The sequence below is a fragment of the Prevotella sp. KH2C16 genome (genome assembly GCF_900113305.1).
GTDB lineage: Bacteria > Bacteroidota > Bacteroidia > Bacteroidales > Bacteroidaceae > Prevotella.
Window position 1 is genome coordinate 1 of the sequence record NZ_FOOW01000025.1, and the last position, 18,675, is coordinate 18,675.

Sequence of the window (18,675 nt, forward strand, 5' to 3'; positions counted from 1 at the left end):
TAACCTGACGGCTTTCTGTGAAACCATTAGGCTTAAGGTCATGCCACTCTTCTTCACGAGCGTCATTCTCGTCAAGATAGATATGGAGAAGGACACGCTCATCACTAGTCTCTTCAATAATGCCTGTGTGGTCTTCACGAACGTCTGTCACGTCAAAGAACTCAAGTATACCTTTGGGAAGAAGGTAACTGGCCAGAATCTTGTAATCAAATGCTGTTTGCTTACTCATGGGTGCAAAGTTAATGCATCTCATGAACTTTTAAGCATCAAACAAGAAAATATCGGCCTATACTACAAAATTATGCCACGGATATTTGCAACTGTGCCATTTTAAGTCTTTATTTCAAAATCTTAAGTTTGTTTCCGACAAGGTGCGTTGCACTGCAACATTGCGTTAAGCATTGGCTTTTCATTGACTTTTTGTTTTGATACAATAATATGAAATGCAACATTTTTTTTGATATTTCCCCTTGCTTTTGGGATTTTTTCACCCTGAAAACGAATCATTTCATGGTTTTTCTGCCTGATAAGAGCTTAAAATGATTTAATTTTTGTATATTTGCAAGTGTCTCTATGATCTTAACAAACGAGGTGGACAAGGAAATGAAATATATAGTCAAGGCGTTTTTTTTGTTGCTGCCTGGCATATTCCTGATGTTGTTTGGGTGCCAAGGCCACATGGAGGGACAGCTCGGGCGGATAGACTCATTGCTCGGGCAGGACAATGTGGATGCCGCCTCTATGTATTTGCATACGATACCCTCGACAGACATTGACAGCAAGAAGGATATGGCTTATTATACCCTTCTGAAGACCGAGATACTCTATCGGATGGATATGCCGGTCAGCAATGATTCCATTGACTACTCTATTTTCTATTACGAGCAGAACGGGCCGAAGGATAAACTGGCAAGAGCCTATTATTATAAAGGTGTAATCCAATGCCTTGACCGTAACAACTCGAAGAATGGAATCATATTGTTGAAGAAAGCAGAGGAGGCTTCCCGCGGCCTGTCGGACTGGCGGCTGCTGCATAAGATCTATCAAAGTATCTGCTATGTGAATCTCATCAATAAGAATTATGCCACCGCTCTTGTGTATTCGAAGTTGGCGCGAGACTTGGGTTACAAGGCGGGGAACAAGCAATGGATAGCCTACAGTCTGACTTATACGGCTAATGCCTATAGCGGCTTGTCTAATGTAGACAGCAGTCTGAACTACTTGTTGGAGAGCCTGAAATACTATCATTATCTTAACAGCGAAAACCAGACTGTGCTCCTTGCCAATATAAGCGACTCTTACAGGCGGAAGAAAGACTTCCGAAAGGCTGAGGCCTATATCCGAAAGGCCCTGAAAGAGCGTCCCAGCAGTTATTCCTATGCCATCTTGGGCGATATCTACATGCAGCGGGGCGAGTATGAGAAAGCCCATGACTATCTGGTTAAGGCCGCCTCTTCTACAGAGGATATTACGCGCGAGAACGCAATGATGAGCCTGTTCAGGCTGAAGCAGAAGATGGGCGATTACAAGGGAAGTTCCCTGTTGGCCGATACATTATTGGCTTTCAAGGAACAGCAGGAAAAACGATGGTGGCAGAACAACATCTATGAGATGCAGAACCGCTATGACCGTGACGAGCGTGAGGAAGCCATTCGCTCCTACCGGTCCTATACCGTAGGTATTATTATCTTCTTCCTGTTGCTGATGGTAGCATTTGTTTTCTATCATAAATACAAGACCATCAAGGCACGGCGCGACCTTCTGGAGAAACATCTGCTGGTAAGCGAGTATAGTGGGAAGCTCGACGAGATGAGAGTTTCGCAGTCGGTAGCCCATAAGGAGCTCAATACCCTGAGGCAGCGCATTAACAGCATGAAGGACAAGGAGGTGCAGGTGTTGAGCAATGGGAAGCTTCTTTATGAGAGCATCAAGGAAGGAGGCAACACCATTCATTGGAGCAGCCAGGACTTTCTGGACTTCCTTGAATACTTCAAGTTGATAGACATGGAATCTTTCAATCATCTCGACAGCCTCTATACCAGTTTGTCGCCCAGGCAGTATTTGTATCTCATTGCCGTGGAATATATGGGAAAGAGCGAGGTTGAGGTGGGTTCCTTGCTGGGGATTAGTGCGAGCAGCGTGCGTTCTCTGAAGAGCCGCATCAAGAGTAAGCGGATAAAAGAATAGGAACATGGGATATGCGGCAGACGGTTTGATAGCCATCCACGATATGGCGATAGGCTATGGAAGGAAGGTGGTGGCGCGGGGACTGCATGTCAGTGTGCCGGCAGGTCGGCTGGCCTGCCTCGTGGGTGAGAACGGGGTGGGGAAGTCTACCTTGCTCAAGACGATAGCGGGATTTCAGAAACCTCTCTCGGGAAAGCTCTATCTGCAAGGAAGAGAGGCCGCCGGACTCACCCATGAGGATCACTCCCGCCTCTTGAGCGTGGTGCTCACGCAGAAACCGGAGGTGCAGAATATCACGGTCAGGGAGCTCGTAGGCCTCGGCCGGTCACCCTATACGGGCTTCTGGGGCTCGCTCACCGATGCCGACAAGGCCATTGTCGACGAGGCTATCCAGCTGGTGGGGATATCGCAGCTCGGCGGACGGACGGTTTCTACGCTTAGCGACGGCGAACGCCAGAAGGCCATGATAGCCCGTGCCATGGCCCAGCAGACCCCTATCATCCTCCTGGATGAGCCTACAGCCTTCCTCGACTACCCCGGCAAGGTGGAGATGATGCGACTGCTGCGTCGCATGGCTACGGAAATGCATAAGGTAGTCCTCCTCTCCACGCACGACCTGGAGCTGGCCTTGCAATTCGCCGACACTTTATTTTATATAGGGGACGGCAGCCTCCGCGAAATTTCGAAGGCAGAACTATCCGATTATATCGTGAATATCACTCAAGGTTCCGGCAAAGGGGCCTGAATGTTCCAGTTTCCTGGTGCACATGGCTGCGGCAAATTTCCCGGCCTCCAGCGGGGTCATTCCCTGCATGCGGCAGTAGAGATAGCCGCATGCATAGGTGTCTCCGCATCCCGTCGCGTCTATTAAAGCGCGTGGCGCATAGGCCGGAATTTCATGAAATACGCCGTCTTTCAAGATGAGGGAACCCTCGCTTCCAAAGGTGAGGAGCACTTCGCGGATGCCGTATCCAGCCAGTTCCCGGGCCACGGAGCGGGGATCGGTGAGCAGGCTGACGGTCGCCATCTCGTATTGGTTCAACTTCACGATGTCCGTGAGGCGGAGCACGGCCTCTTTTTCTTTCCATTCCGCCGCGACGACTTTCTTCTCCCTTACCTCGCGCAGATAACCCTGAATATCGATGGAGACAAGTGCTTTAGCCTTCAGGGTCCTCACTACTTCCGTAGGGAAATCTCCTTTCAGCAGCGGACCAAGATGGAACACCCGCGCCTCGAGCGGTCTCACTTCCTCGAGGGTGAAGCCATCGGCCTCGGCGAGCACCCTCTGCGTGCGGTGGTTGGCATTCTCTCCGTACTTGTTTTCAAAGCAAACCGTCTTGCGACTATGGCTTGCGACGACCTCGATACCCGCCTTGCGCATTTTCCCCACTTCGCCGAGAGCGTCGTCGCCCACCTTTGTAACAAGTTCAAACGACACCGTCTTGGGCAGCCTGTTGATGCCGTAGGCGAAATAGAAGGCCGTCCCGCCCGCCATGTCTACCGTCCTTCGGGGGGTGATGATGCGGTCGTGGGTGATGTGTCCGATACAGCAAATATCCTTCATCTCTTTTGATTTTTGCCAAAGTTAGTAAGATTTTTTCAGACGGCCAAAATCTATGGGTTCTTTTGTCGTTCATGGAAAGAAAAGCCGCTTGCGGCAAACTGGAAAGTAAAAGGCGGCTATTTGTCTTCCTTTTAGCGGTTAAAAGCCTTCCTTTTAACGGCCTTTTACTCGCCTTTTAGCCGCCTTTTACTTCTGATTTCGTAACGAATTGATTTACAAGGGGTTAATTTCTATACTCCTGAGTGCTTACTCCCGTAACCTTCTTGAATAGGGAATGGAAGCACTCCAAGGATTTGAAGCCGAGCTTTTGTGAGATTTTTTCATCGTCGTCCGTTGCCATCCACCGCTTGGCCATTTCTATTCTGCGCAGCTGGAAGTAACAGTCAAACTCCTTGCCGGTGGCATGTTTGAGCAGGTCGTTCAGATAAGCCGTCGATATGTCCATAGGTTCGGTGAACATTGAGGCGCACGGTTTGCCCTCGTCTTGTATTCGTCCGCTCCGCAGGTATTCGTCCACGGCCTCCCTGAACTGAGTCAATATTCCCTCGGAAGTAATCTCACGGGTGATGAACTGTCGCTGATAAAACCGTTGGCAATAGTGCAGGAGCAGCGTAATGAGGTCGCACAGGATGGGTGCGGTGAGCGAGTCGATGCCCCATTCGAGCTCCCTGCCTATCTCGTCGATGCAGCATTCGACGGCTTTCCGTTCCTTGCAGGAAATGTGGAGGGACTCATCCAGTCGGTAACGGAAGAAGTTGAAGTTCCCGATCTGTTGTCCCAAGGGGGTGCCGCAGAACAGGTCGGGGTGGAATATCAGCAGTTTCCCTTTGTGCTCGCAGAGGTTGTCTTTCTCAAGGTCGATAGTCTTTTCGGGTGATCGGAAGAGCAGCGTGGCATCGGAGAAGTCGCAGGACTGGCGCCCAAACCTTCTTTCGTCGGCTCCGTTGCGCTGTAGCAAGACGGCATAGCTGTCGAGCCTTATCGCCTCTTCCTTGCATTCCGCGGAGAGGTCGATGAGGCTCGCCAGAGGGTGCAAGGTCTTCTCGTCGAAGAGCTTGTTGCAGGCACAGATGTTGACAGGGTCTTTCATGATTTGCGATACTGGCTGGGACTCATGCCTACATTGCGCTTGAAATAGCGATTGAAGTGCTGACTGTATTGGAATCCGAGCTGATAGGCGATTTCGCTGATGGTCTTCTCCGTACCCAGCAGTTCCTCCTTGGCCAGGTCGATGATCTTTGCCTGGATGTGTTCCTGTGGTGTCATGCCCGTCTCCTTCTTTATCAGGTCGCCGAAGTAGTTGGGTGAAAGAAAACACCGTTCGGCAAAATACTTCACCGTGGGGAGCCCTTTCGCGTCGGAATCAGTATTCTCGAAGTAGGTGTTGAGCAGTTCTTCAAATCTCTCGAGCACATCTTTGTTGGCCGCCTTGCGGGTGATGAACTGCCGCTCATAGAAGCGCAGGCAGTAGTCGAGCAATAATTCTATGTTGCGACAAATGAGTCTCCTGCTGTGGCTGTCTATCGGATGTTCCAGCTCCTGCTGTATTTTCAGGATGCAGTCCTTGAAGATTTCCTTCTCGTCTTCATTCAGGTGCAGGGCTTCCCGCGAGGAATATGAGAAGAAGCGGTATTGCTTGATGTCTTTTCCCAGCGATGTTCCCTTGATGAGGTCGGGATGAAAAAGCAGTCCGATGGCATCAGGTTGCACATTGAGATGCGGCTTGATCGTTACCACCTGACCTGGCGCAAAGCTGGTTACGGTGCCTTCCTGATAGTCGTAAGGCTGCCGCCCGTAGGTGATGTCGCCGCACAGGGCCTGCTTCAGGAAGATGGCGTAAACCCCGTAATGATAGGTAATCGTGGTACTTAGGTCCACGGTGGGACGGGCTTTCGCCATCTCTGCGATTGACACGAGCGGGTGTCGTGTCTCTATGCCGAATGTCTTGTTATAGGCATCAATGGTGTTAATGTTGATAATCTGGTCTGCCATATTCGATTCTTTATCGTGATTCTGGGGCAAAGATATATAAAAAACCTGAAACAGCAATGACCCGGATTACGGATAAATAAAACTTCTTTACCTTTAATCCTGCGTCGCCGTGGAGGGAGGTGGAAGTGCACAGGTCCTTGATATTTGCTAATTTACTTTCATTTCCTGCTTTGTTTCGGAAAAATAGACTACCTTTGCATCTGAAAATGAATGCAAGTGCATGAGCAAGAAACAGATTCTTCTTATCAACGACATGGCCGGTTACGGCAAGGTGGCCACGGCGGCGATGCTCCCGATACTGTCTTATTTCGGCCATCCCACCTATAACCTGCCTACCGCCTTGGTTTCGAATACGCTGGATTACGGCAAATTCAACATACTGGACACCACGGAGTATATCAAGGGAGTCTTCCCCGTGTGGAGGGAACTGGGCTTCAGCTTCGATGCCATCGCCACGGGCTTCATCGCCTCGGAGTATCAGGCGGGCATCATCTCGCGCTATTGCATGGAGCAGGCCGCGAGAGGAACCACGATATTCGTCGACCCTATCATGGGCGACGAGGGGAAACTCTATAACGGTGTTACTGAGGCCACCATCAAGAGTATGCGTGAAATGCTCTCCGTGGCGCATCTCTGCTACCCCAATTACACGGAAGCCTGCTATCTCACGGGGCGCCAGTATCGTGCAGAAGGGGTAACGCCTGACGAGGCCAGGAACCTTCTCGACCATCTTCGGAAGATTGGCTCCAGGTCGGTGCTGATTACCAGTATCCCGGTCGGCGGTCAGCCTTCGGTGGTGGGTTATAACCATCTTGAGGAGGAGTATTTCATACTTCCCTATACGGAAATCCCCGTCCACTTCCCCGGAACGGGCGATATCTTCTCTGCGGTGTTGGTAGGCCATCTGCTCGACGGCGAGCGTCTGGAGCCAAGCACGCAGGCAGCCATGGATGCCGTGTACAAGCTCATTGACCTGAACAAGGACAACGAGGACAAGAACAGAGGGATACCTCTGGAAAAATACTTGAATATTCTGTAAATGGATTGGTTGAATAGTCTTCTCTCCATAGAGTCTCCGATACAGTCAATCATTGTTCTTTCGGTGATCTGCGCCTTGGGTCTGTCTCTTGGAAGGCTCAAGGTGATGGGCATCTCGCTGGGAGTTGCCTTCGTATTCTTCATAGGCATCCTTGCCGGGCACCTCGGATTGGAAATCAATCACGATGTGTTGAACTATGCGGAGACTTTCGGGCTGGTGCTCTTTGTCTACATGCTGGGGCTCTCGGTGGGGCCTAACTTCTTCAGTTCTTTGAAACATGAGGGCATGCCCCTCAACCTCTGGTCGCTCGCGGTGATACTGCTGGGCACGGTGATGGCGATAGTCCTCGTGCCTCTTACCGGCATCAGCCTGCCCGACATGGTGGGTATTCTCTGTGGTGCAACGACCAATACGCCGGCACTGGGAGCCGCACAACAGGCTCTGGGGCAGCTTGGCCAGCCCGCGGGGTCGCTTGCCCTGGGCACGGCGGTTACCTATCCGCTGGGTGTCGTGGGCGTGATTTTCGCCATGGTGATTTTCCGCAAGTTGGTCGTTACGGCCGACGATTTGAAGATTCGGGGCGAAGAGGGCGACGACCATACCTATATCGGGCAATACGAAGTTTGTAATCCAGCCCTCGACGGCCGTTCCTTATTGGAAGTAGCGCAAAGTTCACGCGATAAGTTCATCATCTCTCGGATTTGGAGAGGGCGAGAGGTTGTAGTGCCACAAGCTAATACGGAACTTCGTAAGGGCGATAATGTGCTCGTCGTAACGAATCATGACGAGAGGAAGGCTATGGAAATCCTTTTCGGAAAGGAGGTTGAGAAGGACTGGAACAAGGAGCAGATAGACTGGAACCATATAGACTCGAAGGTGGCCAGTCGCGACCTCGTGATTTCCCGTCGGGTGCTCAATGGCAAGAAACTGGGAACCCTGCAGTTGAGAAATACCTATGGCGTGAATGTGAGCCGAGTGTTGCGTGGCGACATGAAGCTCCTTGCCACCGACGACTTGCGCCTTCAATATGGCGACCATCTGATAGTGGTGGGACCTCCCAATGCATTGGACGATGTTGAGAAATTTATTGGAAATGCAGTCCAGCTATTGAATGAGCCTCAGGTGGGGAGCATCTTTCTCGGAATTCTTCTGGGTCTGGCACTCGGCACGATACCGATTTCCATTCCCGGGATGACCGCTCCTGTCCGGCTGGGTATTGCCGGCGGCCCGATCCTGATGGGCATCATCGTGGGAGCGCTCGGGCCGAAAGCCCACTTCATCAGCTATACCACGCGGAGTGCCTCGCTGATGCTCCGGAAACTCGGCATTTCCCTCTATCTGGCATGTCTCGGCTTAGATGCGGGCAAGGGATTCTTCGAGACGCTTGTACGGCCTGAAGGCTTGATGTGGATAGGTGTCGGATTTCTGCTCACTATGCTACCCATACTGATTGTAGGATTTATCATCCTGAGGACAAAGAAGTTTGATTTCGGGACGGTCTGTGGCATTCTTTGCGGGAGCATGGCAAATCCCATGGCGTTGGGATATGCCGATGACACGATTGAGGGCGACACACCCTCCGTGGCCTATGCGTCGGTCTATCCGCTGGGAATGTTCGTTCGCGTGATCATTGCCCAGATGATTATCATGTTTTTTGTATAGATTGCCCGGCCGAAGATCAGAAGTCGGCCTTTTCCTCGAAGTGGATTCTCTCCCCCGTAGCAGGATGGGTAAACTCAAGATATTCCGCATGGAGATATAGGCGGTCGGCTCTTTTGCCATAAAGCTCGTCTCCCAGAATGGGGCGGTTCAGTCCCTCTTGGTGGGCGCAGTGTACCCGGAGCTGATGGGTGCGCCCGGTCTTGGGATAGAGGGCTATCCTGTTTTCATCCAAGAACTCGTATTCGGTAATGGCGGCTTTCCCATCTTCCAGGTCTACAATCTGCCGGGGGCGATCTTCCTTGTCTGCTGCCAAGGGTAGGTCTATGATTCCTTTTCTTGGGGTGGGCTTGTCAGAAGAAGGCGAGAGCAGGGCAGTGTATCTTTTCTTAACGGTGTGTTCCTTGAACTGCTGTTGCAGATTCCGGTAGCATTTACGGTTTTTAGCCACCACGAGAAGTCCGCTGGTTGCCATGTCCAGGCGATGGACAGCCATGGGCTCGATGCTTTTTCCATAGTATTCTTTCATCAGGGAAAGTACGGATTGCCGTTTGCTCTTCCCCGGAATGCTCAACATGCCTGCCGGTTTGTTTACCACGATGATGTCGTTGTCTTCGTATAGGATGGACAGAGACTGCGTTTGGTCCTTTTCAAGAGGATTCCCATCTACCTTCAGTCCCCTTAGCATCCAGTCTAATATGGGCTTGCACTTGCCCTGACAGGCAGGGTAGAAGTGAAGGTGATGCCTTATTTCCTGCCGGGGCGACGCCCCCCACCAGAACATAGCCATGCAGAGAGGCCGCATGTGGTGGGCATAGGCATATTGCAGAAGCTTCGGTTCGCAACACTCGCCAGCACCGGACGGGGGCGTCTGGTTATAGGCTTGCGGGAAATAATCATGGAAGATGTCTGCAAGATTCTTATGATTTCCCTCTGCATTCTGCATTGTGAATTGCGAGAAGAGCCACCCTTGCAGGGCATCGCTCTTGAGTTTCCGAAGACGCTTTATCTCTTCCGCTTCCCTTATATATTGCTTCACTTTTTCCTCTTGGAGGTTGATTTCTGCCGCCAGAGACTTTTTGAGTCTTCGGAGTTCGGCCTTCTGGTATTGTGATTCTTTCAGGAGAGGGGTCTCGTCTGTGATGCCGGTAATTCTGGCAAGGTCCCTTCGCTCCTTGCAATTTTTCATGTATTGTCGGTAATCGGCAATCTTTCTGGAAGCTTCGGATTGTAATTCCACGAGATGTGCACGGGCTTCTTCAAGGCAAGGATTTGTTTCCAGTTCCTCAATTTGCCGGTTGAGCAGTGATATTCGGCTTTCCTCTTGCTTAAAATATCCGTCGGGCTGAAGATAGTCGAATATTGCCGGAACAAACTTCCGCTCATCCTCTGGAATCCTTTCGGTTGCCTCATCGATGGCGAGAATCTGTCCGCTATAGGCCTGAAGGTAGCCCGTCTGCCCCTCTTTTTCGACAACGAGCACGCCGAACATCTTCCCTCTGTCTATTTCCTCACGGAAAGAGGCATGCTCAAGTTTGGCCCTTAGTTTCTCAAAGGCCAGCAGGCAAAGCGGATGAGGCTCGTAATAAAAGGGGTTGGTGAATCTCTCCGGTGCCTTGATGTCTGTGTGAAGTGGATGGAAAAGCAAATCTTACCTCAGGCGGTTATAGTCTTCTTCGGATACAGGCTCCAGCCATTCGTTGCTTGCTCCTTCCTCCGCTTGGGTTACATAGGCGATGTGCTGGAACCAGGAATCCCGTGCGGCACCGTGCCAATGCTTGGCCTCTGCCGGAATGGCGATGATTTTGCCGGGTGTAAGCTCTATAGCCGGTTTCCCCCATTCTTGATACCAGCCACGACCGGCCACACAGATTAGCACTTGTACGGATTTATGGTGGATATGCCAATGATTACGGCAGCCGGGCTCGAAGGTAACATTCGATGCCACTCCTTCCAAGGGGGCGAGATAGCTGTTGCCGTCGAAATACTGTGCATAGTTCACATTGGGCTCACCTATTGGCCATGGACTGTTTTCAATGCCCTTTCTTACTCTCTGTGCTTCGGCGACTTCCGTTCCTGATACTTTGGCTATGGCCTCACGGCTTCTGGCCGCCTCAGCCTTGCCAACCTTGGCTTCTAATACGGCCGGGATATCCTGAAGTTCTTCCTTTTTCACACCCATGTTCAAGGCTCCGCGGGCATGCGCCAGAAGCTGGGGCTCGCAGCCGGGGAGGCTGGCAATGGCCGACACGGTTACTATTTCACGATCGGAGTGGGAGAGAACCTTGCCCGCGAAGATGTCGCCAAACAGGTGCGCTTTCAGGTAATAGTCGGTGCGGGGAGCAAAGGTATAGTCAAACGGTCTGCCGCTCAACTTGGTCTGGACTTCCGCACCCGTTTTCAAAGCGTCGAAGTCCTTGGGCAGAACGGTGCTGTCATCCTGTCCCATGGGAGTCTCCTTGCCAGTTTCCTTGCGGGTATTGATAACCTTCTGCAGGATTCCCAGCGCATTCAGCGAGCGGGGAAAGCCCGTGTAAGCATAAAGTTGGGAAAGGGCTTCCTTGATTTCCGATACTGTCAGGCCGTTGTCGAGTGCGTCGTCGATAGCCTTGCTGAGATTCTCCAAATCTCCTTTTGCCTCCAGTCCGGCGATTGCGGAGAGGCCTTGTTGTCTTGCGTCTAATGCCATATTCTGTTGTGCTTTAATTTGATTACCCCCAAGGAGCATCGCTATAGCGAGCATGGTTCCAAGAATTGTCTTCATTGTCAGATTGTTTGTTCTATGCTGCAAATATACGATAAATATAAATAAGGTGAGCAATAAAAGTTACGGAATCAATTATCTTTTTTACGGATAGGGTTTATCTTTTTTTGAAGAAAAAAGCCCTCAAGGCCTTGTCATCTGCAAAAAAAAACTTAACTTTGCGATGTATTGTAAATCTAAAATTCCATGCAAGAGAAAGAACTACAGACCATCGTATCGCATTTCCTGATAGAGGGAACCATTGACAGCATCGAGCCCTTGGGAAACGGGCTGATTAACGACACGCTCAAGATCACCACATTGGAGAGTTGCTCGCCTGACTATGTCTTGCAGCACATCAATAACAAGGTGTTTACGGATGTAGATGTCTTGCAGGGCAACATAGAGGCTGTAACCCGGCACATCCGTAAAAAGCTGGAGGAAAGCGGCGAGGACGACATCGACCGAAAGGTTCTCCGCTTCATAGAGACCGATTCCGGCAAGACCTATTACAAGGACAAGGAGGGGCGGTATTGGCGAATCTCGGTGTTCATACCCCGTGCGAAGACCTATGAGACGGTCAATCCGGAGTACAGCTACTATGCGGGCAAGGCTTTTGGAAACTTTGAGGCCATGCTCGTGGACATCCCGGACCAGTTGGGTGAGTCGATTCCCGACTTCCATAATATGGAGCTCCGCATGCGTCAGCTTTGTGATGCGGTAGACTCCGACCCGCAGGGAAGAGTGGCGGAGGTAAAGCCCATCCTCGATGAGATCAACCGGGACGCCGACGAAATGTGCAAGGCCGAGCGGCTCTATCGTGAGGGCAAGCTACCCAAACGCATCTGCCATTGCGACACGAAGGTGAATAACATGCTTTTCGACGAGGACGGAAAGGCGCTCTGCGTCATCGATCTTGACACTGTAATGCCCAGTTTCGTCTTCTCGGACATCGGCGACTTCCTGCGCACGGCAGCCAATTTTGTGACCGAGGATGACCCCGAAATAGACAAGGTAGGCTTTAATATGGAGATTTTCAAGGCCTTTACGAAAGGCTATTTAGAGTCGGCAAAGGTGTTCCTGACACCGATTGAGACTGAGAACCTGCCTTATGCGGCGGCGTTGTTCCCATATATGCAGTGCGTCAGGTTCCTTGCCGACTATATCAACGGCGACACCTATTATAAGATAAAATATCCGGAACATAACCTGGTGAGGACCAAAAACCAGCTCATGCTCTATCGGAGTGTGCGTAAGCACGATGAGGAGATGCGGCAGTTTGTGGCTTCTTGCCTTGAAAATCAAGGTGTAGGATGAAACAATTGATTGTTAAAAGGCTGCCGCAGGGCCATTATGAGGCAGAGGGCTTGCCGTCTTTGCTCGACGAGCAGGGCGTGGCCTTTGAGAAAATAGACTGTGTAGACTGGGCGGACGACTATCCCTATGCGCCTAAGGTGGAGTTTCGTATTGCCCACACCGATGACAGTATTCTGCTGCATTATCGGGTGGAAGAGGGAAGCGTCGCCTCTTTGGCCGGACACGATAACGGACGGGTGTGGGAAGACAGCTGCTGCGAGTTCTTCTCCGTGCCTGCCGCCGACGGGCTCTATTATAACATGGAGTGCAACTGTACGGGGACTTTGCTCATCGGGGCGGGTGCCGGCCGTGAGGGGCGCACGCTTGCCCCGGAGTCAGTTTTGCAATCCGTAAGCCGTTGGTCGAGCCTCGGTAGCCAGCCGTTTGAAGAGCGTGTGGGCAAGGTGGAGTGGGAACTGGCGCTCGTCATTCCCGTGAGTGCTTATTTCAGGAGCAAGGTTGGTTCGCTTTCCGGGCAGGTTTTCAAGGCCAATTTCTATAAGTGCGGCGACAAGTTGGAGCGCCCCCATTTCCTCTCCTGGAATCCGATAGACATTGCAAGGCCTGACTTCCACCGCCCTGATTTCTTCGGGGAACTTCACTTTAGATAAAGACAAGCCTGCAAGTCTATCAATAAGAGCTTTCTGAAAAGAAACAGCTTATATACTACCTTTTTGTCTTTAATAGCTATAGATGCCGTGTCTTGATATGTTATAACAACTCCTAATATCATTTTGCCTATGAGAAAAATTACTAAATAAAAAGCTATTTGACAGATTCCTTACCTTATCCTTCTTTTGAAATAAGCCTGAAACCAGGTTTTAATTCGTAGTTTATACCATACTTGATGTTTTAATTCTTCATCTTATGATTTGTGTAAAAAAGAAAATCATGCTAACACTGCCGATATTGTTGGTAGTGTCCATGGCCATATCGGCTCACTCAACTCCTCGCAAACCAAGTTCACCGGCAGCGGGAAATGTAGCGGGTCAGTTACAAAAGAAATCTAACCTTTCAGAAAACTTACGGGTAGACCAGAAAAACAGGACGGTGAGAGGCACGGTTGTCGATGACTCCGGTGAGCCATTGATAGGAGTAAGCGTATTTGAAGTGGGTACTTCAAATGGTGTCGTAACCGATATAAACGGCAATTTCTCATTGGAAGTGTCGCCTCGTTCTGCGCTCCAGTTTTCTTATGTAGGCTTTGTTACACAGAAGGTGAATATAGATCAGCGGGATGAATATAGAATCGTTATGAGCTCGCAAGACAAGGCTTTGGACGAGGTTGTGGTCGTGGCGTTCGGTAAGATGAAGCGCGAAGCTTTCACCGGCTCTGCGGGAGTTATGAAAGGCGACGACTTGAACAAGGTGCAAGTTACGAATGCCACGCAGGCTCTGGCGGGTAGAGTGGCCGGCGTGCAACTCAATAACTCGTCGTCGCAGTTGGGCAGTTCTCCCTCAATAACCATTCGGGGCGTCGGTTCAATCTCTTCTGATACTCAGCCGCTCATAGTCGTTGACGGAATGCCATTCGATGGCGACTTGAATACTCTGAACTCCAATGACATTGAATCCATGACGGTATTGAAGGACGCAGCCTCTAATGCCTTGTATGGAGCTCGTGGAGCCAATGGTGTAATCATGATAACCACCAAGCAGGGGTCGTATGGAAAGACCCGTATCAATGTGGATGCCAAATGGGGCTGGAATACCAATGGACTGAAAAACTATAAAACGCTGAATGCACGGCAGTTCTATGAGGTTTACTATAAGATGCTGTATAATTATTATACCAGCCCAGATTATCCGAACGGAGCCATGACTCCACAGGCCGCCAACGCACAGGCCAACTCGGACCTGACGAATCCCTCCTCGGGAAACGGTCCCGGATATATGGTGTATACAGTTCCAGATGGCCAGCCGTTCATCCAGTTGGATGGAGCGATGAATCCTAATGCCACCCTTGGATCCCTGTATACTTATGGGAATACTCAGCTCTGGCTTCAGCCTGACGACTGGGAAAAGGAAGGATTGCAGACGGGTGCAAGGCAGGAATATAATGCCACCGTTTCAGGAGCGACTGATAAAATCAACTATTACACATCGCTGGGCTACCTGAATCAGGATGGTATACAGCGTGGCTCTAACGAAGACCGAATCTCCGCCCGGCTTAAGCTGAGCTATCAAGCCAATAAGATTTTGCGCCTGGGAGCAAACTTCGACTATGCCCGCTATAAGTATTCGCAGACATCAGAAGGTACTATCGGAACGGGCACGATATGGAGCACAATCAAGACGCAGGCACCTATCTATCCTGTATATTACCGTGGAGCGGACCACAATATCCTGGTTGACCAGTGGGGAGAGCCCATGTATGACTTTGCCCGTCTTTACGACCTCAGCCGGGCGGGAGGTGTTGGCGGTAACTGTATCTTCGGCAACAAGTATGAGGATAACAAGAATACAGTATCAGACTATACGGCAAGCGGCTTTGCTGATTTCCGCATCTTCGAGGACTTGACCTTGACTTTAAACGCGCATGCCTACAATCATGATAGCCGTTACACCTACATTAGCAGTCCGTTCGTAGACCATTATACAGACTCTTCGGATAATGGCTACCTGTCGAAAAGTTCCTCCAAGATCTTCAGCTATAACTTGCAGCAGTTGCTCAATTATAGCCATTTGTTCGGCAAACATACCGTAAGCGGGCTGTTGGGACATGAGTATTATAACTATAAGTATGAGTACATGGGTGCGTCCGGTCGCAATTTCGGAATAGAAGGGGCTACGGAGATAGACCAGTTGCTCAACAAGGACTATCCTTCTTCCTACTCGTCGCGTTATAATAACGAAGGCTATTTCTTCAGGGGGATGTACGACTACGCTAATACCTATTATGCCTCGCTGTCTTTCCGGCGCGATGCCTCATCCCGGTTCAACAAGAACAATCGCTGGGGAAACTTCTGGTCGGCGGGCGCGGCCTGGGTTATTTCCAAGGAAGATTGGTTCAAGGCCGCCTGGATTGATAACCTGAAGCTCAAGTTCTCGGTAGGTTCACAAGGCAATGACAATATTGGAAACTTCCTTTACACGAATACCTATAATATTGTGAACAACGATAATAGCGTAGGTTATCAGTGGCGTGGAAAGGGAACGGAGAACATTACCTGGGAGACCAACACCAACTGGAACGCAGGAATAGAGTTCGAAGTCCTCAATCACCGAATCAATGGTAGTCTTGATTTCTTCTATCGTAAGACCAGTGATATGCTTTTCTCCCTGTCCACACCACCTACCATCGGTTATACCAGCCGTTATGTGAATATGGGTGATATGAGAAACACGGGAGTAGAACTCGTGTTGAATGCCACCCCGGTTCGGACAAAGAACTTGAACTGGGAAGTAAATTTCAACATTTCGCATGTAAAGAACAAGGTGCTGGATCTGCCCGCTGATGTAAAGACAACCACCGTGGAGGGATCTGACGGATATGTGAACCACGATGCCTCCTTTGCAGAAAAGTACTGGTATTTTGTAGGCGAGGGACTGCCTCTCTATACTTGGCACATGCCAAAGTATGCTGGAGTTGACAAGACTACAGGTGAAGCTTTATATTATAAAGATGTGTTGGATGACGACGGGAATGTTACAGGCCGTGAAACGACTAAGAACTGGAACGAGGCCACTGACTATCTTTGCGGCGATGCCATGCCTTCTTGGTATGGCGGTATCGGAACTACGCTTACCGCTTATGGCTTCGATTTCTCCGTTAACTTTACTTTCCAGCTGGGTGGCAAGGCTTATGACTACACCTATCAGACTTTGATGCACACCGGTGGGGCGTCGGCGACCAACTGGCATGAGGATATCATGAATGTATGGTCTGCAGACAATATGAACAGCGACATCCCGCGACTGATGTTCAGCGAGAAGAATGCCCAGAGCGGGCGTTCCGACAGGTTCCTCGAAAGTGCCTCTTATCTGAATTGCCAGAACCTGAATGTAGGATATACTCTCCCCAAGAGCTTGACGCTTAAGGCGCAGATTGAGAGTGCCCGCATTTACTTCTCGGCGGAGAACCTTTTCTATCTTTCTGCCCGTCAGGGCTTTGATCCTCGATATACTATTGCGGGCTATACGAATCCGGAGTTGTATTCTCCCATGCGGACTTGCTCTTTCGGAATTCAGCTTGCATTTTAAAACCATTAATTGAAGAAGACTATGAAAGGATGTACGAAGATATACGCGGTGGCAACAGCAGTCATACTTGCTTTCTCAAGCTGCATTGATGAAGTAACGCCGACGCAATATGTAACGGAAGAACAGATTTCCGGCTCAGAGTCGGCATTGGACGGGATGGTCAATTCCATATATACTACGATGGTGGGATATTCCAATGACGACGGTGGCATCGAGCTGATTTCCTATGCGAGCCTGCTCGCTATGCTGGAGCATGCCACGACGCCGATGGTCTGTACGGGCACCAATGGCTATAACACATTGGGTGCATGGCACTATGGGAGTATCAGTTCTACGGGTTCCAACCGTGGAATTTACCCCTCCTATGTCTATTATGGGTATATTAAGACGGTGAATGACATCATCGGAATGATTGACTCGACGACGACCGATGTGGCCCAGCGGTCTTATCTGGGCATAGCCTATGCCTACAGGGCCCTGTACTACATGGAAATTACGCAGATTATGGAGTACAAGAAACCCACGGACAGCAGGTTCAGCTTTACCCAGCCGGAAAACGACTTGAAGAATCTGGGTGTGCCGATTGTAACAGAGAAGACGCCTTCTGAGGCGGCTACCCACAATCCGAGGGTGTCGGTCGACGAAGACTTTGATCTTGTGCTGGGCGATTTGGCCAAGGCAGAGGACTATTTGGCAGACTTTTCCCGGACGGACAAGGTACAGCCCGACCAGAGTGTCGTCTATGGACTTTATGCCCGAGCCTACAGCTTTCTGGCCTCCCATGTCAATATTTCCACCAAATATAAGGATGCCGGTGCTTACTGGAGGTTGGCACAGCAATATGCCGAGAAGGCCATTTCCACCTCTCACTGCACGCCTCTGACGGAGCAGGAGTGGACAGACCCGAAGAATGGCTTTAACAACCGTACTTCTCAAAACTCCTGGATGCTCGCAACCTCCATATCTGAAAGCAACACGAATGCCGCCCATGGAGGAGCCTGGGGGTCTTTCGGTTTTGCGATGCTTTATGGCACGGAGACCGATTTCTCGGCCTATGGCTGGCGGGTAGGCCGCTCTCTGGATCGCAGGATGTATGAGCGTCTGGCGGATACTGACTTCCGAAAGAAATCTTGGCTGGATCCCAATTTCTTCTATGAGTCTAAGAATCAGGTTGCCGGACAACCGTATCTTGTGGAACGGGATGCCAGCGGCAGTTTTGTCAATAACAAATGGAATCTGAAGGGTGATAACACCTTGACGACCGACTCGGCATGGAGCAAGGAGTATTCCGGCCGTTTGGCCGATGGCTATAAGTATCAGCTGACTTCGGGAAATGCCGCATGGATTCGTTCACGCATCAACATGTCGTATGGTTTCCAGTCGTGGCCTTGGCTCTATGTGAATATTAAATTCCGTCCTCACAATGGTGATTACCAGTTGGAAGACATCGGAGGTGCTGTTGACTTCCCGGCTATGCGTGTCGAGGAGATGTATTTCATCAAGGCAGAAGCACTGTTGCACACGCAGGGCGTGAATGCGGCGAAGACGGCACTTGAGGAAATAGTCAAGACCCGCAATCCTCAATATTCATGTACTGCGGCCAGCGAAGCCGACTTCATAGACGAACTGGCATTCCAGAAGGCAATAGAGTTCTGGGGCGAGGGCAGAAATTACTTCGACGCCAAGCGTCTGGAGCTCGGCATTCACCGTGGCTACAAGGGCACCAATTGTGAGAGATACCAGCAGGCATTGGATATGGATGGTATCTATGTAGGCTGGACTCCTGGGTGGAACCAGGCAGAACTGAATACCAACCATGTGCTGCTTCACTACAACAACCCCTATACCAATCCGTCGGTATATCGTACGGCTGTGTTCAGCGACAACTCTGAGCTGCGCTCCCACTATGGCGAGCCCCTGCAGTAATCAGAA

Annotated in this window: 13 protein-coding genes and 1 pseudogene; 8 read left to right on the plus strand and 6 right to left on the minus strand. The window is 50.5% G+C overall.

Going from position 1 to position 18,675, the window contains the following annotated elements; translation table 11 throughout:
* Nucleotides 1-229 (minus strand): annotated as a pseudogene (locus BM114_RS12175) (DDE transposase); the annotation flags it as partial.
* A gap of 344 nt (nt 230-573) precedes the next feature.
* On the opposite strand from BM114_RS12175, the gene BM114_RS12180 reads away from it, so the two are divergent.
* Nucleotides 574-2,187, plus strand: a complete 1,614-nt coding sequence (locus BM114_RS12180) for a hypothetical protein (RefSeq protein WP_092113803.1) — start codon at nt 574-576, stop codon at nt 2,185-2,187.
* A gap of 4 nt (nt 2,188-2,191) precedes the next feature.
* On the plus strand, nt 2,192-2,932 hold the full coding sequence (locus BM114_RS12185) for an ABC transporter ATP-binding protein (protein ID WP_092113805.1): 741 nt from the start codon (nt 2,192-2,194) through the stop codon (nt 2,930-2,932).
* On the opposite strand, the gene BM114_RS12190 is transcribed toward BM114_RS12185, so the two are convergent.
* The 3 genes from BM114_RS12190 to BM114_RS12200 all read right to left on the minus strand — a co-directional run bounded on the left by BM114_RS12190 (nt 2,882) and on the right by BM114_RS12200 (nt 5,743).
* A complete protein-coding gene (locus BM114_RS12190; protein WP_092113807.1) occupies nt 2,882-3,751 on the minus strand; it encodes a PfkB family carbohydrate kinase in 870 nt (289 codons plus the stop codon). The genes BM114_RS12185 and BM114_RS12190 overlap by 51 nt on opposite strands.
* Nucleotides 3,752-3,974: 223 nt before the next feature.
* Nucleotides 3,975-4,841, minus strand: coding sequence for a helix-turn-helix domain-containing protein (locus BM114_RS12195; protein ID WP_092113808.1), 867 nt, complete (start codon nt 4,839-4,841; stop codon nt 3,975-3,977).
* A complete protein-coding gene (locus BM114_RS12200) occupies nt 4,838-5,743 on the minus strand; it encodes a helix-turn-helix domain-containing protein (protein ID WP_092113810.1) in 906 nt (301 codons plus the stop codon). Before BM114_RS12200 ends, BM114_RS12195 begins: the two co-directional genes overlap by 4 nt.
* Before the next feature lie 220 nt (nt 5,744-5,963).
* Between BM114_RS12200 and BM114_RS12205 the strand changes: the two genes are divergently transcribed.
* Both BM114_RS12205 and BM114_RS12210 read left to right on the plus strand, forming a co-directional pair.
* Nucleotides 5,964-6,782 (plus strand): pyridoxamine kinase, encoded by an 819-nt coding sequence (locus tag BM114_RS12205; protein WP_092113812.1) that lies wholly within the window; start codon nt 5,964-5,966, stop codon nt 6,780-6,782.
* Nucleotides 6,783-8,444 carry a putative transporter gene (locus BM114_RS12210; protein WP_092113814.1) on the plus strand — a complete coding sequence of 554 codons (1,662 nt, stop codon included), beginning with the start codon at nt 6,783-6,785 and terminating at the stop codon, nt 8,442-8,444.
* A 16-nt stretch (nt 8,445-8,460) separates the two neighbouring features.
* Here BM114_RS12210 and BM114_RS12215 read toward each other — a convergent pair whose 3' ends face one another.
* Together BM114_RS12215 and BM114_RS12220 are read right to left on the minus strand one after the other, a co-directional pair.
* The gene (locus BM114_RS12215) at nt 8,461-10,089 is read right to left on the minus strand and encodes an RluA family pseudouridine synthase (protein ID WP_092113816.1); all 1,629 of its coding nucleotides are present in this window, start codon (nt 10,087-10,089) and stop codon (nt 8,461-8,463) included.
* A 3-nt stretch (nt 10,090-10,092) separates the two neighbouring features.
* Nucleotides 10,093-11,205 carry a carboxymuconolactone decarboxylase family protein gene (locus BM114_RS12220; RefSeq protein WP_255406513.1) on the minus strand — a complete coding sequence of 371 codons (1,113 nt, stop codon included), beginning with the start codon at nt 11,203-11,205 and terminating at the stop codon, nt 10,093-10,095.
* A 186-nt stretch (nt 11,206-11,391) separates the two neighbouring features.
* Here BM114_RS12220 and BM114_RS12225 point away from each other — a divergent pair, with 186 nt between their 5' ends.
* The 4 genes from BM114_RS12225 to BM114_RS12240 all read left to right on the plus strand — a co-directional run bounded on the left by BM114_RS12225 (nt 11,392) and on the right by BM114_RS12240 (nt 18,669).
* Nucleotides 11,392-12,501: a phosphotransferase enzyme family protein gene (locus tag BM114_RS12225; RefSeq protein WP_092113818.1), complete on the plus strand. Its 1,110-nt coding sequence runs from the start codon at nt 11,392-11,394 to the stop codon at nt 12,499-12,501.
* Complete coding sequence (locus BM114_RS12230; protein ID WP_092113820.1) at nt 12,498-13,151, plus strand: carbohydrate-binding family 9-like protein; 654 nt, start codon at nt 12,498-12,500, stop codon at nt 13,149-13,151. Before BM114_RS12225 ends, BM114_RS12230 begins: the two co-directional genes overlap by 4 nt.
* A 280-nt stretch (nt 13,152-13,431) precedes the next feature.
* Complete coding sequence (locus BM114_RS12235; protein ID WP_255406514.1) at nt 13,432-16,743, plus strand: SusC/RagA family TonB-linked outer membrane protein; 3,312 nt, start codon at nt 13,432-13,434, stop codon at nt 16,741-16,743.
* Between the two features lie 9 nt (nt 16,744-16,752).
* On the plus strand, nt 16,753-18,669 hold the full coding sequence (locus BM114_RS12240; RefSeq protein WP_255406515.1) for a RagB/SusD family nutrient uptake outer membrane protein: 1,917 nt from the start codon (nt 16,753-16,755) through the stop codon (nt 18,667-18,669).
* Nucleotides 18,670-18,675 lie beyond the last annotated feature (6 nt).